We start from the raw sequence: 16,268 nt of genomic DNA, 5'->3' as shown, positions 1-16,268 counted from the left end.
AAGCAGAGCACACACGAGGCTGGTCCTATGCTGCCATCGACTCAAAAATTAACAACGCTTGAATATGACTTTTTAATCATTGGTTACGGTAATGAACTATGCGGAGACGACGCCGTTGGTCCTTGGGTTGCGATGGTGGTGGCCGAATGGCACTTGCCGGCTGTTAAATCCTTGGCTGTGCCCCAACTGACACCAGAACTGACCGCTGAATTAGCGAAAACAAACTATGTGATGTTTGTGGATGCCTGTGGTAATCAGGGTATTCAAACGGTACAGATTGATCCCATTGTTGCCTACGACGAGCAACCTGAGTCCATGGCGTTTGCAGCCCACAGCTATGATCCGCTGGCGTTACTCAATCTCACCCAGCGGCTGTATAACCATCATCCCCAGGCTTGGCTATTGCAAATTCCCATTGAATCCTGTGGTTTAGGACGTCAGCTTTCATCCAAAGCCCATCAAGGTTGCGATCGCGCCTTGAGGTCAATTGAGCAATTCTTAGTCACCTATCGACAACCAGCCCCATGCATGAAATTGGCCTGATACAGGCTGCTTTATCTGTGGCCTTAGACCATGCGCAAGATCAGGGTGCTCGACAGATTCATCGTATCCAACTCCAGGTAGGAGAATTGTCAGGGGTGGATCCAGATGCTCTGGCATTTGCATTTGACGTGGTCAGTGGCGGTACCCTGGCAGAAAAGGCCGAGCTAGAGCTTATACCAATACCCGTGAAGTGCTATTGCTCATCATGCCAACAGCTATTTCAGCCCTCAGACTGGGTGTATACATGTCCACGCTGTCATCAATTGAGTACGGACATTCGTCAAGGTAAAACCTTAGCACTCACGTCCTTAGAAATTTCATAAGGAGGTGCATTTAGTATGTGTGGACATTGTGGTTGTCAGCATGACCGGCAGATTTTGTCGTTACATCAGAATGTATTAGAGAAGAACGATCATTATGCCGAGCATAATCGGGCATTTTGGCAGCATCTTCTGGTGATCAATATGTTGTCGTCTCCAGGGGCGGGTAAGACAACGCTGATTCAGCGTATCCTCAACGACCGTGACTTAATTGCGGGAGCTGATCCATTAGACCGCCTACATGGAAAGGTGAAACCAGGTGTGATTGTCGGTGACCTGGCTACTGATCGTGATGCCAAAAGGCTGCGTCAAACCAGTCAGAAAGTTATACAGATTAACACAGGAAATCTCTGCCATCTAGAAGCAGAAGGTGTTGGTCGGGCCGCACGACAACTGGGTTTGGATGACCTAAATTTACTCATCATTGAAAATGTAGGTAACCTGGTTTGCCCTGCTGCCTATGACTTAGGAGAAGACCTGAGCCTGGTGTTGATGTCTGTGACTGAGGGAGAAGATAAACCACTGAAATATCCCACCCTTTTTAAGTCCGCTCACGCTGTTATCATTAGCAAAATTGATCTAGCTAAAGTTGTAGGCTTTAATCGTGATGAAGCACTACACCATCTACATCTGATTACTCCCCAAGCTTTAGTATTTGAACTTTCTGCTACCACTGGTGAAGGGTTAGCCAGTTTTTATGCTTACATAGGACAGGCCATCTTTCAATGCCATGACAAGGTAAACCCTGTTGTGAATGCATGTTAAGTGAGATTTCTGCTATCACCTTTAGCCGGGACTGCATTTTCATACCGCCCCCTAAATACATCACTCTTTGGAATTATCAATGGAACTAACACTTGTTGATTTAACCTTGCCCAGCGATAGCAATTTAATTTTGGGGCAGAGCCATTTTATCAAAACCGTAGAGGATCTCTATGAAGTCATGGTCAATGCCTCTGCCCAGATCAAGTTTGGTCTAGCGTTTTGCGAAGCGTCCGGCCCCTGTTTGATTCGCGCAGCTGGGAATAGTGAGTCGCTACAGACAGTGGCAGTTGAAAATGCTAAAGTGATGGGCGCAGGTCACAGTTTTGTGATTGTTATGCAGCAAGGATTTCCGGTCAATGTGCTGAACGCTATTAAACAGTGTCCAGAGGTTTGTCGCATTTACTGTGCTACGGCCAATCCGGTCCAGGTGGTGATCGCCACCAGCGACCAGGGACGTGGCATTTTGGGCGTTATTGATGGTTTTGCGCCCAAGGGAGTAGAGGCGTCGCAGGATGTGGCTGAGCGCCAACAATTTCTACGACAAATTGGCTATAAGCTATAAAAAACATGAAGTTGGAACAGTCATGATGCCGGTAACGCCTTCCCTTTGTCGAAGTCACCTGACTGTGCGAGGGACTGTGCAGGGAGTGGGCTTTCGGCCATTTGTGTATCAGCTGGCAACAGCATTAGGTCTGGCGGGTGGTGTGAAAAATACTTCCCAGGGCGTCGTGATTGAAATAGAGGGGCCTGAAAAGACATTACAGATTTTCTTTCAAGAGCTACAACAGGACGTGCCACCCCATGTAGTGATTCGAGCACTAGAGCAACAGGACCTACCAGCGCAGGGGGTAATAGGGGGGTTTCACATCTGGCCTTCTGAGGCTGTGGGCAAGGCTACTAAGACCCAAATTTTGCCAGACCTGGCCACATGTGCTGAGTGTTTGCAAGATATTCTTTCCCCTGATAATCGTCGCCATCACTATGCGTTTACCAACTGTACCCACTGTGGTCCTCGGTTTAGCATTATCCGGATATTGCCCTATGACCGCTGCCACACAACGATGGCGAACTTTACCATGTGTGCAGATTGTCAGGCTGAATACACCCAGCCTGACAATCGCCGTTTTCACGCTCAGCCCAATGCCTGTGCTGTTTGTGGTCCGCATCTAGAGTTTTGGATAAAAGAACAACAAAAAGGACCACAGCAGTCTGGCAACCCGCTACACTTGGCTATCGCCATGCTACGTCGGGGTGACATTGTTGCGCTGAAAGGGTTGGGTGGATTTCAATTACTAGTGGATGCCCAAAACCATGGTGCTGTGGACCGTCTCAGACAGCGTAAAGAACGCCCTGATAAACCGCTAGCCCTAATGTACCCTACCTTAGAACAGGTTCACCAGGACTGTAAGGTCTCCGCAGACGCTGCTAAATTGTTGTCCTCAGCCCAGGCTCCAATTGTGCTTTTGCCAAAACGATTAGAGAGTTCTTCCCTAGCCAACAATATTGCACCCAAGATGGATCGTCTGGGGGTCATGCTGCCGACCACACCGCTGCATCATCTTCTCCTTCAGACGTTGACCTCTCCTGTTGTTGCCACTAGTGGAAATCTTTCCGGGGAGCCTATTTGTATTGCTAAACAAGATGCCTGTCAGCGACTAGCTCCCGTGGCAGATGGTTTCTTGGTCCACAATCGTCCCATCCAACGTCCGGTTGATGACTCTGTTGTTCAACTTATCCACGACAAATGCCAGGTGTTACGTCATGGTCGAGGCTATGCACCCCAGGTGATTTCGCTGTCTGGTCTAGTGGCTTCTGACACGCGTATTTTAGCCTTGGGTGCTCACCTCAAAAACGCAATTGCTCTGTTTTCAGGCGATCACATTGTGCTGAGTCAGTATATTGGTGATTTGGATGCCCCACGAACCCTGGAACGGTTGAAACACACCGTGACTGACATGCTTTCTCTCTATACCTGTCAGCCGACGGCCATTGCCTGTGATCTTCATCCGGACTATGGCTCTACGCGACTGGCCCATACTTTGGCTGAGCAATGGGCTGTGCCCGTGATCTCGGTACAGCATCACTATGCCCATGTTCTCGCGGGTATGGCTGAGCATTCCCTAGGTGCGCCGATCCTGGGCGTTGCCTGGGATGGTATGGGGTATGGTCCTGATCAAACTGTTTGGGGAGGAGAATTTCTCCAGATTACGATGTCTGGTTTTGAACGAGTTGCCCATTTGTTACCCTTTCCTCTACCTGGGGGGGAATTGTGTAGCCGAGAACCTCGAAGGTCTGCTTTGGGTCTGCTTTATGGCTGTTATGGCGACGTGGCATTTGAGCGCGATGACTTAGTTCCCGTACAAGAATTCTCAGCATCTCAACGGACTGTTCTACAGCAAATGCTGACTAACAAAATTAATACGCCTATGGCCTCCAGCATGGGGCGACTCTTTGATGGCGTGGCGGCACTGCTTAATTTACATCGAGTTGTTAGTTTTGAAGGCCAGGCGGCGTTGGCCCTGGAGTTTGCCGCCGCTGAAACAATGGTTCAGCGAGGCTATCCTTTTATAATTTCAAGTACTGTACCCTACATTATTGACTGGCGACCGATGGTGCGAAAAATCATTCATGATCAGGGTCAGGGGGTGGCGACAACGGTGGTGGCTGCCAAGTTTCACCGCACGTTGGTGGAAATTGTGACTGCGATCGCAAAACTCATCAACAACTCCAATATCATATTGACCGGCGGTTGCTTTCAAAACAAACTTCTCAGTGAGCAGACCATTCAACATTTACAAATTGCAGGATTCACCCCCCACTGGCATCAGCGTGTGCCGCCCAATGATGGTGGGATTGCCGTTGGGCAGATAATCGGTGCATTACGTCATCTGTCTATGTCTGTCTAACCCTTAGGAGAACAACGATGTGTCTGGCCGTACCCGGAAAAATCATCAGTATTAAAGGGGAGGATCTATCTCGCATGGGCCGAGTTAGTTTTGGAGGCGTAGTCAAAGAAGTTAGCTTGGCCTATGTACCTGAAGCCCAGGCCGGTGACTACGTAGTGGTCCATGTAGGATTTGCCATTAGCAAACTTGATTTAGAAGAAGCAGAACAAACCCTGACCTATCTTCAACAGATTGCAGCCAGTGCCAACTCGGATTAATCAAGTATGTACTGCTATATCAGGGATGGACATATGTTGACGATATGCCGAATCAAACCAACAAAGGGGTAAAGCCTCGCCCGAGGGAAAGATCAGGGAATCACTGTTTAGAACTTTCTTTAGCTGGGGCAGATAGGCATGGAGGTCACTTTAGTACGGGACAGAGTCATGCCCATAAAAAGTCTCCTTCACAACCGCAAAGATGGTGTGGGCATATGGTTGACTCTCCTAGTATAGAATTCTAAACATGGCCAAGACAACCATTTTGGACATGCATAAGGTTTATTAAATATCCTCATAAGTTCACCAAGATTTTTGTCTAGGATCAACCTAGAGAAATAGCTGGAGGCATCTCTATGGCTGGTAGATGTTGCCCAGTTAGGTTAATTAACTTTGGCTGGCTTCTAACATTGGGTGTTATCTTACTCACTCCTGTCACTGTTGAGTCGCAGTCCCCTACCATGGAAACTCCATTGGCCAATCTCACGGATGGGGCCTATCAGCTTTGTACTGAGCCTGCCCCTGAAGATTGGCGTGATGGTTCAGGAACCTGTCTAAATATTGATAAACAGGGCACAATTGTTGATGGCTACTATGGTTATCCCCACAGCAGTGCGTTTGTCTGTTTACGTGGCTCAGTTATTGATGACTGGTTCCAGGGTAAAGGTCTAGTGATTAGTTGGACAGGAAATCCCTGGCCAGAGATCTCTCAGGAAGAGTTCACTTGGGACTCTCCAGAGGGGCTTTTATCCTTAAGTCAGGCTGAGTTAGTCCATAGCGAGGGTGTGGGAGAAGAACAGGTGAAGTGGATTATCTTTCACACCGCAAAACTGAATATGCAATCCATGTACCTGTATGATAGTCCGCGGATGACATCGCCCGTACAGCTATGTGATTGGCCAGTAAATTAGTAGAGGTATCTATAATGATGCGAGTAGCCGATATTATGACCCGCGAAGTGGTTACTATTCGTAACTCTGCAACCATAGCAGAAGCCGCTAAGCTGATGAGTCAGCGTGGGGTTCAGGCGTTAATTGTGGAACGCAGCCATGCACTAGATGCCTATGGTGTAATCACGGTTGAAGATATTGTTGGCAGAGTGATCGCGTTTGGCCGAGATGCTAGGTGGATAAGAGTCTATGAACTGATGACAAAACCCTGTATCGTCTTAAATCCTGATTTAGGTGTGGAATATGCAGCCCGGTTATTGACCCAGACGAATCTACACAGTGCCCCCGTCATTCAATCGGAACTATTGGGAATTGTGTCTGTTACCGATATTTTGGAACGTAGTAACGCAATTGAACAACCTCAGGAAACCTTGCTTGCGGATCAAATTTGTGATCTCTCAGAGAAAGCACGTCATGTTTGCCGAGAGAATGGTCCAGCGTCAAAGGCCTGCCTCAATGCTTGGTTAGCGGTCGATGCATTACAAGCAGAAGCTGCACGTCAACGAGCTGAATCCATTGACAAGACGGCCTCTGAGCAATATTACGATGAAGAGTATCCAGAGGCATTTAAGGATAGAGAGTATGAGGCCTGGTGTAGTGGTTAGGGGTGAGTGGTTATATGACAATTACTCCCCTCGCTAATGCAGTGCGGTTACCCATGCATGGGGAGATAAAGAGGTTACCATGAATACATTGACACTTCGGCTCCTATGGGCAGTAGTTCTGACTCTATCGTCTGATGATATTGTTGGTCTTTCCCATGAGGTATAAACTTATGGACATAGGCGTTAACGCTAAAAACGCCTATGTCCCAACCTATATCACTTCGCTAACTATCAGACTGCTCGCGCGGTTGAATGACGCCATAGCCGCCATGGTTCCGCTCATAGATAACATTGATTTCATCAGTCTGGGCATTGCGAAACATATAGAAATCATGATCCACGAGTTGGAGGTTATCCAGAGCCTCTTCGACAGATATAGGAGGCATCATAAAAAACTTGTTGCGCACTACTTTAGGCGGTAGTTCTGGAGAGCGATCTGACGATTCCAAAGCAGTTGTTTCAAGTGACTGATTTAGATCATTGCTAAGGGATTCCCGAGGCTGGGCTCGACGTTGTTTTTTGGTTTTATATTTCTGTAGTTGACGAATCAGCTTATCGGTTACTAAGTCAATGCTGGCATAGAGGTTTTCATGTTTTTCAGCGGCTCTAATAACTGTGCCACTTGCATGTACCGTCACCTCAGCACGTTGTTGGGATGGCTTTTTGATTTGAAGAGGGGCGGATAGCTTAACGTCAACTTTGGTTGCAATATCTTCATGACGTGCTAGTGCTTTACCAATTTTTTGACGGACATAGTCATTTATGGCATCTGTGACTTTAAGATCTTTACCTTGAATAACCCATCGCATATAGGATTGGTCTCCTTACAGGCTACGGTCAGCTTTGATTTACAAGAAGCAGAAGAAGAGTAAAACCGTTTTGCTTAGAGATATCCTTTTCCAGTTATCCCTTTTTGGGGAGATACCCTCCTTTGTCTTTTTAGCCCTTTGAAGCTGATTTAACTACATCATAAGACTTTGAGGTGTTTGTTTTTCAATCTTTAAGAAAAATAAACACCTTTTGGATAAAAATTTCTGTTTGGGTGAATCCCTGTTTTATATGCATTATTCAGATTACTTGACCTCAGGTTGATTGACTTGAGGTTCTTCACAACTTCCTCATAAATCTTGTTTAGCTTATAAATGTAAGCTGTCAAAAGACTTTGTTATGAATACTCATCCTGGAAAAGTGACTCAAACGTTGGATGTTTCGGCATCTGATGTTTCCAATTCTGAAGGGGTCACTGTTACTGAGTCAGAAGGCAAGTCTGCCGAGAGGGTGGTTGTAGAAGAGCTTAAAATTTCTGGTGATGCCCTTGTTGCCAAGGTGAAAGAACTGATTCACCAAGGTAATATTCGCCGCATTATTATCAAAAATGAAGAAGGTTATACTCTGATTGAGATTCCCATGACTGTGGGAGTCCTTGGTGGTGTTATTAGTGCTGCCTTTTTTCCTGTGATTGCAGCTGTGGGAATCATTGGTGCTATGGTAGCCCACCTGACGATTGTTATTGAGCGACAAGAATCAGCAGATGTGAATGATCAAGCAAAAGAGGACTGAGCTTTGATGCAAGGTGAATCATCTTGTAGGGTTTGGATGGCGGTGACCCAACGGGGAGACTTGAAAGACTGCTCAGCTTAATGGCAGTGTGAAATAAGAGCAACTAAATGATTTTCTAGCCGATAGGGCGCTATAAACAATTACAGAAACCGCCAGACTGGTTGTGTAGCTCAAAGAGTTGGGTGCGATAACCAGTCATCTGGGCGTAGCAACTAGCTGCTAATCCGGCAATGCCAGCCCCAATGATGATCATATCAGTTGCGGGTTCTGTCATGGGAGTTGCCCTATTCTACAGGGACTCATAGGTTCCCCATAATTTCTTTGTACTTTAGATGTACCAGTGAGGTACCAATGAGGTAACTCAGACCTAGACATTGTTCTTTTGATTAAGATTCTCAGGAAAGATGACACTACTTTATCGGAAAAGATAATGCCCCCCACTTTAAGACGAAAGTCCTGGTAGGCCCTCACAGGTACTTGTGGGACCTGCGATTTGGCCATAGGCCTCACCACGAGCCTCACGTCAAGACGAGAGTGCTGGTGAGACCCCATGGGCAGCCACGAGAACCCCTGATAGATCTAGCATTGCTGCTGGGTTTGTTGATTGTAGTGATACCGAGACTGCTGTTTCCACCACAGCCATTGATGTTGCGTCCTATGGTGGCAGAGTTTGGCTTGGTTGCTCTCCGCATTAGCGTCGTGCATCATATTCTATCTCAGCAATATGATGTTGTTTCGTGGGCTGACCATGGGCAGTTGCCCCCTGGCATGCATATTACTTACTGTAGAACATATGCTTAGCTGTGGTGCGGAGAGCAGGACGCAAAACTTATCGAAACTTATCGAATGATGGGATTTCAATCTATCTAATTGTCTACGCGATATCTAGGTTGATTCAGATTCTCCATAGGCTAACCCATTGGCTTCTGCATAGCGATGCATAAATCGCATGAACCGTTCCCAATGATCGTCTCGATCGATCTCAAGTTTGCATTCAACGCCTGTGAGCTCTTCTCCATCTATGTCTCCATAGAACATCTTGACACCAGAGGGCATTATTAAGATTTCGCCCTCAGTGTCGATCAGGTGTAACGCATTTCTTGAACTTTTTCTAAAGCTCAAGAAATGTTCTATAGACGCTAAAGTTTTAAATCGTATCACTGCAATATGGGTTCCTGTTGATGGATCTCGTCTGAGGCTTACGCCGCTTATTTCTTCAGGAATATTTTTAAAAATTTGTACACTGGGTATTTGGGTCATTATGGTAATTCCTTCTCTTCTATTGCTGCTGGCTTGAGCAGGGCCACTGGGGTTATCTGATACGAATTGACTTTCTGTCACTAAGTACGTCTATAGGGTAGACATGAAACGTGAGAACTTTATGAGGTGGCGAATATGGGAAACCGGCAGGATATACTCATGAATTCCTGATTTTTATTGATTAGTAAGTACGGTTTAACTCACAAGATCGTCATCCCATTCGCTTTATACTAGAGATGGACCAAAGGCAATTACAATCTCCATTGGCAGAGCTGATAGAGATTGATTCTATAACACCTGATAACAAAAAACAGTTGCTCCCAAACGAAAAAAAGTTTCTATGTTGTCGAGCAATTATCCATCACAATAGGGGGAGATAATAACCATGCTGTGGCTACCCCATTCTGCTCAAAAATTGACTCACTTCGAATCTGGTTTTCTACTGCCAGTGCGGGATACTGTGCTATTGCCCAGTATTACTCTGCCAATAGTGGCAGGACGCCCCCATTCTATTGCCTCTGTAGAAACAGCGGTAGCTACAGAGAGCAAGCAGATGGTGATTGCAGCTATGCGTCCAGAGTGTCTAGAGAGATTAGCTAAGGCTCGTGATGCAGAGGCAGAAGCAAAAAAAATATCGGATCTATATTCTGTTGCTACCCTCGGTGTGGTGCGGCGAATGGCACGGCTGCCCATTGGTCCTATTCAGTTGCTGATTGAGGGATTAGAGCGTATACAGCTAGAGAAATTACACGTAACCAAGCAAGGATTTGAAGTAGAGTTTTGCAGGTTACCTGCGTTGACCGTAGAAGCTGCTGTAGCCGATGGGGGAGAGGTTACAAAGATCAATGCCTTAGTTGATGCCATCAAGTCTCTTTGGGAAGAGGCCGCATCTCTTAATCCTAATTTTCCTGACGAATTGTTAGCTGTTTTGAGCCGTAATGACGATGCGGCCCAAATTGCTTATCAATCAGTTATCCTAATGCAGCAAGATGTGGCTGAAACCCAGGCAGCATTGGCTGAAAATGACTTAGAGACGCTATTAAGGCAGGTGTTAGGTAACTTACAAAAACATGTCGAGGAACAACGGCTCCGTAGTCAAATTTTGGGGGAAACCAAAAAGGAAATTGATGAGCAGCAGCGAGAGTTTTTCCTGCGGCAGCAATTAAAGAAAATTCAAGAGGAGTTGGGACAGGGTAACCCCGATCAGGAAGAAATTGCTGAACTACGTAAAACTCTTGACGCGATAGCCTTACCAGCAGTGGCTGAAAAACAAATCAAGCGAGAGCTGGCGCGCCTCGAACGGATCGGTAGTAGTTCTGCGGAGGGTGGGGTTATTCGCACCTATCTGGATTGGTTGCTAGAAATGCCCTGGCAGAAGACCGTCGAAGATAATTTAGATTTGCAAAATGCTCATACTGTTCTAGATGCAGACCATTATGGTCTAGAGAAGGTAAAAGAACGAATTATTGAGCATTTAGCCACCTTCAAACTCAAACATCGGCAGCAGCCCTCTGATACTGATGGGTCGATGAGAGAGCAGGCGGAGCGTTACGCTGTTGGTACGGTTGTTTGTTTTGTTGGGCCGCCAGGTGTGGGTAAAACTAGCCTGGGACGATCAATTGCTCGGGCATTGGGGCGTCCTTTTGAACGTATTAGTCTAGGTGGTCTACGAGATGAGGCAGAATTGCGGGGGCACCGTCGTACCTATATCGGGGCGATGCCGGGACGGATTATTCAGGCAATCCATCGGGCTGGTGTGAAGAACCCGGTGATTATGCTAGATGAGCTGGATAAGGTGGGTATGGATTACCGGGGCGATCCGGCGTCGGTATTGTTGGAAATTTTGGATCCACAGCAAAACTATTGCTTCCATGACTTGTACTTGGATGTGGACTTTGATCTGTCCCAGGTGATTTTTATTGCCACGGCCAACGATCTCTCAAAGGTGTCTCCACCCTTGCTAGATCGGTTGGAGCTTGTAGAGCTCTCAGGTTATTCCGATCGCGATAAGCTGGCGATTGCACAAACCTACTTACTACCACGACAGCTAGAAAAAGCTGGGTTGCCCAAAGATGCGATTATTTTACCGGAGGTAGCCCTACGCCAGATCATCGACGACTACACCCGCGAAGCCGGTGTTCGTCGTCTGGAGCAGCAACTGGGCAGCCTTTGTCGCAAAATAGCAGTGAAGTATGCGACTGGAGCAGCTACGTCTGTCAATATCCACCCTGAACAGTTGGAGACCTTATTAGGTCCGCCGCGCTATCTACGGGATAATCGACGACAACGACCGCAGCCAGGGGTGGCAACAGGGTTGGCCTGGACCCTGGCGGGCGGTGATGTCCTTTTTGTCGAGGCGGTGTTATTGCCTGAGCTGAGGGAAGTCACCTTAACCGGACAGTTAGGCGATGTGATGGAAGAGTCTGTGCAGATCGCTCGCTCCTATATTTGGGCCCATGCGAAGGAGTTGGGCATTGAGCTATCTCAGCTAAAGAGTAATGGATTACATTTACATGTGCCGGCAGGGGCGATTCCCAAAGATGGTCCCTCTGCAGGGGTAACGATGCTGACGGCAATTGCCTCGCTACTGCTAAATCAACCGGTTCGTACGGATATGGCCATGACTGGGGAGATTGATCTAAGTGGTGATGTGCTACCCGTTGGCGGTATTCGAGAGAAGGTATTGGCGGCCCACCGGGTGGGTATTCGTCGAGTACTGTTGCCACGGCAAAATGAAAAAGATCTGATGGATGTGCCAGACCATGTTAAGCAGGAGATGGAGTTTGTTGGGTGCGATCGCATCCAACAAATCCTCCAACATGCCCTGATCTCCAACTCTCTAGACTCGGCAAATAATGGTCACCGTCACCAGCCCGTAACGGGAAATGGGGTAATTATGTCAGCGTAAGCGCCTAATGCAGATGACTATACAGTTTTGCCTGCCTTAGCAAACTCTCGCTTAACTGTCTCAATGTTTGCTTTCTCCATCTGTTGATGGCCCCAAAGTGTCTGGTTTGATTGACACTTACGATAACAATTGAGCCCAATGGGATGACGCTTGTGGCATAATTTTTACCGAAAAATAAAAATGATTGGTCTTCACAAGTTCCTCAAACTATTTTCTTAATCTAAATACTGTAGATACGGTATTCATGTCCTGGTGAGGCCGCCAACACAGCGTTGAGAAACCATGATGCAAACCTCTGTACCTGTTCAACCTCGGTTTGCCACCTTAGATGGCAACGAAGCCGTCGCACGGGTGGCCTATGCCCTCAATGAAGTGATTGCAATTTACCCAATCACCCCGGCATCACCTATGGGTGAATGGGCGGATGTCTGGGCAGCTAGCAACAAGCCTAATCTTTGGGGAACGGTGCCTGCCATTGTGGAAATGCAAAGTGAAGGCGGTGTAGCAGGGGCGGTGCATGGTTCATTGCAGACAGGGGCGTTAACAACTACGTTTACGGCTTCCCAGGGATTGCTGTTAATGCTGCCAAATCTCTACAAGATTGCGGGTGAACTGACGCCCTGTGTTATTCATGTCGCAGCGCGGTCGGTAGCGGCTCAGGCCCTGTCCATTTTTGGGGACCATAGTGATGTGATGGCGGCTCGCAGTACTGGGTTTGGCATGCTGTGTTCTGCGTCGGTGCAAGAGGCACAGGATATGGCTGCGATCGCAACAATGGCCTCCTTCGCCAGTCGTATTCCCTTTATCCACTTTTTTGATGGGTTTCGCACCTCCCACGAGATTCAAAAGATAGATCTTCTTTCCCAGGAGAGTTTACGTTCTCTGATCGATAATGAGTCAATTACTCAACACCGTCAACGGGCTCTGAGTCCTGACCATCCGGTGATGCGAGGTACGGCCCAGAATCCTGATGTGTTCTTCCAGGCACGGGAAGCCGTAAACCTTTACTATCCCCGTTGTGTGGATATTGTCGAACAGGCAATGGATAGATTTGCCCAACTCACGGGGCGACAGTATCAGCCATTCCAATATTATGGTGATCCTAATGCAGAGAGAGTGATGGTGTTAATGGGATCTGGCTGTGAAACAGCTCAGGCGACTGTAGATGCCCTTAATGAGATGGGAGAAAATGTCGGTGTGGTTAAAGTCCGACTCTATCGCCCCTTTGATGTCCAACGATTTGCGGCAGTTGTACCCAAAACCGTCAAGGCGATTGCTGTCTTAGATCGCACTAAGGAGCCAGGGGGAGCGGGTGAACCTCTCTATTTAGACGTCCTTTCAGCCCTGATAGAATCACATTTCACCACAGTAGACCATCAGTTGCCGGTGATTGTGGGGGGACGGTATGGACTCTCGTCAAAAGAATTTACCCCAGCAATGGTCAAAGCTGTTTTTGATCATCTTTTACTGGATGGGTTTCAACATAGTCAGAAAGAGCCTCAAAATCACTTTGCCATTGGTATTGATGATGATGTGACCCATACCAGTTGGGCCTATGATGCCACATTTTCCATCGAGCCAGAGCAGACTCTCCGTGCTGTTTTCTACGGTCTAGGTTCAGATGGTACGGTGGGTGCTAATAAAAATACCATCAAGATTATTGGTGAGACAACTGATAACCATGCCCAAGGCTACTTTGTCTACGATTCGAAAAAGTCGGGTTCGGTCACCATCTCTCACCTGCGCTTCGGTCCTGATGCTATCCATGCCCCTTATCTAATTGACCAGGCTAATTTTATTGCCTGTCACCAATGGATGCTCTTAGAGCATCTGGATATTTTAGGGCCTGCTATGTCAGGGGCTACGTTGTTGTTAAATTCGCCGTATGTCCTAGATCAGGTGTGGGATAAGCTACCCGAACGGATTCAGACCCAGATTCTTCAAAAACACCTTGAGGTATATGTCATTAATGCCTATGCAGTCGCTCGATCCGTTGGGTTGGGAGGCCGGATCAATACGGTGATGCAAACCTGCTTCTTTGCCCTATCTAAGATTTTGCCCACCCCAGAGGCACTGGATGCTATTCGGACCTCTATTGCGAAAACCTATGGCAAAAAAGGTGAAAAAGTCGTATTGATGAACCTGGAGGCCGTGGATCAAACGCTGCAATATTTGTATAAGATTCCTTTGCCAGCAGAAATACAAGTTGGCAAGATTCCTCCTTTAAAGTCTCCTGTGGCAGAGGCAGCACCTGCCTTTGTAAAAAACGTTCTCGGTAAAATGATGCAACGCCAGGGAGATACTCTTCCTGTCAGTGCCTTACCCTGTGATGGTACCTATCCAACGGGCACTGCTCAATGGGAGAAACGCAATATTGCCCAGACAATTCCTGTCTGGGATCCAGATATCTGTGTCCAGTGTGGCAAATGTGTGATGGCTTGTCCCCATGGCGTCATCCGTAGCAAGGTTTATAAACCAGAGGCATTGGATGGAGTCCCGAAAACCTTTAAGCATGCCACCGCTCGCGAGTGGTCGGGGCAAGAATTTACCCTCCAGGTGGCGGCGGAAGACTGTACGGGGTGCGGTATCTGTGTCGATGTGTGCCCGGCTAAAAATAAGTCAATTCCTCGACTTAAAGCGATCAATATGACCCCCGTCTACCAAGAAACATCAGTCAATGGAAATGGTCGAAATATTGTTGATCTACGGCGGCAGGAGAAACCTAACTGGGAGTTCTTTAAGAATCTACCGAACCCGGATCGGCAGCAGCTGAATCTGCACAAGATCAGTCAGCAGCAAATGCAGCAGCCCTTGTTTGAGTTTTCTGGAGCCTGTGCCGGTTGTGGTGAAACACCCTATCTGAAGTTGTTAACTCAGCTCTTTGGCGACCGCTTACTGGTGGCCAATGCCACTGGCTGTTCCTCTATTTATGGAGGCAATTTGCCCACTACTCCCTGGAGCCATAATGCAGATGGACGGGGGCCAGCTTGGTCAAATTCATTGTTTGAAGACAATGCTGAATTTGGCTTAGGATTCCGGGTGTCCATTGATAAACAGACTACCTACGCAGCTGAACTATTACAGCAGGTCGATGCAGAGATGGTTGTGGAAGTTGGCTTTTCTCATCTGGAACAATTGGCCAAACAGATTCTGCAAGCCCAGCAAACAGATGAGGCTGATATTGTCGAGCAACGAGAGCGTGTAGCTCAGCTTAAAGGCTTGTTGGAGAAATTGATAGTACAGGAGATTTCGATAGAGCTGAAGGATAAAATTCAACGGTTGTTGCCCCTGATAGACTATCTGGTGAAAAAGAGTGTCTGGATTGTAGGGGGTGATGGCTGGGCCTATGATATTGGCTATGGTGGGTTGGACCATGTGTTGAGTTGCGATCGCAACGTCAATATCCTTGTTCTCGACACAGAAGTCTATTCCAACACCGGTGGACAACAATCTAAAGCTACCCCTAGAGGCGCTGTTGCCAAGTTTGCAGCAGGTGGTAAAACAACACCTAAGAAAGACCTGGGTCTAATGGCTATGACCTACGGTAATGCTTATGTCGCTAGTGTAGCCATGGGCGCGCGTGATGAACATACCCTTAAAGCCTTCCTGGAGGCCGAATCCTATGATGGGCCGTCTATGATCATTGCCTATGCCCACTGCATTGCCCACGGAATTAATATGTCCGCTGCCATGAGCCATCAAAAAGCAGTTGTTGATTCCGGTCGCTGGCTGCTCTACCGCTACGATCCTCGCCGTCGCTCAGCTGGCAAAAATCCCCTAATCGTAGATAGTCGTGCGCCGAAGCTACCGTTAGAACAGTCCATGTACGCTGAAAATCGGTTCAAGATGTTGGTGCATAGCCAGCCTCAGGTAGCCAAAGACCTGTTGCAGCAGGCACAACAGGATGTACAAACTCGGTGGCAACTATATCAGTATTTAGCTGCGTTAGGAGAAGAAAAACCATGACTGACATTCACGTAAGTCGTAACTCCTTGGGATGGAAACCTTTGAAGTGGTGGCTGTTGGCTGTAATCGCTCTACTGTGGGCTCTATGGGTCAGTCAAGATCCCAGTGTAATTAAGCCTGTGTATTTGCTGTGGGGCCTCAACGTTTAGTATCACACACCGATGGTTTGTGCCGTACATGGCTGTTGCTACCTAAATTTTTCAGCGATTACGTCTGGCTTGAGCTATG

Annotated in this window: 15 protein-coding genes; 12 read left to right on the top strand and 3 right to left on the bottom strand. The window is 47.4% G+C overall.

The features are described from left to right. The first annotated feature begins 27 nt into the window (after positions 1-27). The 8 genes from U2F10_RS34445 (at position 28) to U2F10_RS34410 (ending at position 6,346) form a co-directional block, all read left to right on the top strand. A complete protein-coding gene (locus U2F10_RS34445; protein WP_163670462.1) occupies positions 28-543 on the top strand; it encodes a hydrogenase maturation protease in 516 nt (171 codons plus the stop codon). Next, on the top strand, positions 525-866 hold the full coding sequence (gene hypA / locus U2F10_RS34440) for a hydrogenase maturation nickel metallochaperone HypA (protein WP_163697973.1): 342 nt from the start codon (positions 525-527) through the stop codon (positions 864-866). Before U2F10_RS34445 ends, hypA begins: the two co-directional genes overlap by 19 nt. 15 nt (positions 867-881) lie before the next feature. After that, positions 882-1,628, top strand: coding sequence for a hydrogenase nickel incorporation protein HypB (gene hypB, locus U2F10_RS34435; protein WP_499874674.1), 747 nt, complete (start codon positions 882-884; stop codon positions 1,626-1,628). A gap of 79 nt (positions 1,629-1,707) precedes the next feature. Next, positions 1,708-2,190, top strand: coding sequence for an adenosine-specific kinase (locus U2F10_RS34430; RefSeq protein WP_499874673.1), 483 nt, complete (start codon positions 1,708-1,710; stop codon positions 2,188-2,190). A 22-nt stretch (positions 2,191-2,212) separates the two neighbouring features. Next, positions 2,213-4,534 (top strand): carbamoyltransferase HypF, encoded by a 2,322-nt coding sequence (gene hypF, locus U2F10_RS34425; protein WP_499874672.1) that lies wholly within the window; start codon positions 2,213-2,215, stop codon positions 4,532-4,534. A 17-nt stretch (positions 4,535-4,551) separates the two neighbouring features. Beyond that, the gene (locus U2F10_RS34420; protein ID WP_163697965.1) at positions 4,552-4,791 is read left to right on the top strand and encodes a HypC/HybG/HupF family hydrogenase formation chaperone; all 240 of its coding nucleotides are present in this window, start codon (positions 4,552-4,554) and stop codon (positions 4,789-4,791) included. A 461-nt stretch (positions 4,792-5,252) separates the two neighbouring features. Then, positions 5,253-5,702, top strand: coding sequence for a hypothetical protein (locus U2F10_RS34415; RefSeq protein WP_163670479.1), 450 nt, complete (start codon positions 5,253-5,255; stop codon positions 5,700-5,702). Positions 5,703-5,716: 14 nt separating this feature from the next. After that, positions 5,717-6,346 carry a CBS domain-containing protein gene (locus U2F10_RS34410; protein ID WP_163670487.1) on the top strand — a complete coding sequence of 210 codons (630 nt, stop codon included), beginning with the start codon at positions 5,717-5,719 and terminating at the stop codon, positions 6,344-6,346. A 224-nt stretch (positions 6,347-6,570) separates the two neighbouring features. Here U2F10_RS34410 and hpf read toward each other — a convergent pair whose 3' ends face one another. Next, positions 6,571-7,155, bottom strand: a complete 585-nt coding sequence (gene hpf / locus U2F10_RS34405; protein ID WP_163670489.1) for a ribosome hibernation-promoting factor, HPF/YfiA family — start codon at positions 7,153-7,155, stop codon at positions 6,571-6,573. Positions 7,156-7,513: 358 nt separating this feature from the next. Here hpf and U2F10_RS34400 point away from each other — a divergent pair, with 358 nt between their 5' ends. Beyond that, positions 7,514-7,906, top strand: coding sequence for a DUF4342 domain-containing protein (locus U2F10_RS34400; RefSeq protein ID WP_499874671.1), 393 nt, complete (start codon positions 7,514-7,516; stop codon positions 7,904-7,906). 130 nt (positions 7,907-8,036) lie between these two features. Here the strand turns inward: U2F10_RS34400 and U2F10_RS34395 are convergent, their stop codons facing one another. Then, positions 8,037-8,180, bottom strand: a complete 144-nt coding sequence (locus U2F10_RS34395) for an NAD(P)-binding protein (RefSeq protein ID WP_431732039.1) — start codon at positions 8,178-8,180, stop codon at positions 8,037-8,039. A 611-nt stretch (positions 8,181-8,791) separates the two neighbouring features. Beyond that, entirely contained in the window at positions 8,792-9,166 is a 375-nt protein-coding gene (gene psb28 / locus U2F10_RS34390; RefSeq protein ID WP_163670493.1) for a photosystem II reaction center protein Psb28, read from the bottom strand. 385 nt (positions 9,167-9,551) lie between these two features. Here psb28 and lon point away from each other — a divergent pair, with 385 nt between their 5' ends. The 3 genes from lon (at position 9,552) to U2F10_RS34375 (ending at position 16,189) form a co-directional block, all read left to right on the top strand. Then, on the top strand, positions 9,552-12,074 hold the full coding sequence (lon, locus tag U2F10_RS34385) for an endopeptidase La (protein WP_499874670.1): 2,523 nt from the start codon (positions 9,552-9,554) through the stop codon (positions 12,072-12,074). A 285-nt stretch (positions 12,075-12,359) separates the two neighbouring features. Beyond that, a complete protein-coding gene (nifJ, locus tag U2F10_RS34380; protein ID WP_499874742.1) occupies positions 12,360-16,040 on the top strand; it encodes a pyruvate:ferredoxin (flavodoxin) oxidoreductase in 3,681 nt (1,226 codons plus the stop codon). Next, complete coding sequence (locus tag U2F10_RS34375; RefSeq protein WP_163670497.1) at positions 16,037-16,189, top strand: hypothetical protein; 153 nt, start codon at positions 16,037-16,039, stop codon at positions 16,187-16,189. Before nifJ ends, U2F10_RS34375 begins: the two co-directional genes overlap by 4 nt. Positions 16,190-16,268 lie beyond the last annotated feature (79 nt).

The sequence above is a fragment of the Leptothoe sp. EHU-05/26/07-4 genome, from assembly GCF_043421015.1.
GTDB classification, from domain to species: domain Bacteria; phylum Cyanobacteriota; class Cyanobacteriia; order Phormidesmidales; family Phormidesmidaceae; genus Leptothoe; species Leptothoe turfae.
The sequence above is the reverse complement of the archived record's forward strand: the minus strand, read 5'-3'. Positions and strand labels throughout refer to the sequence as shown.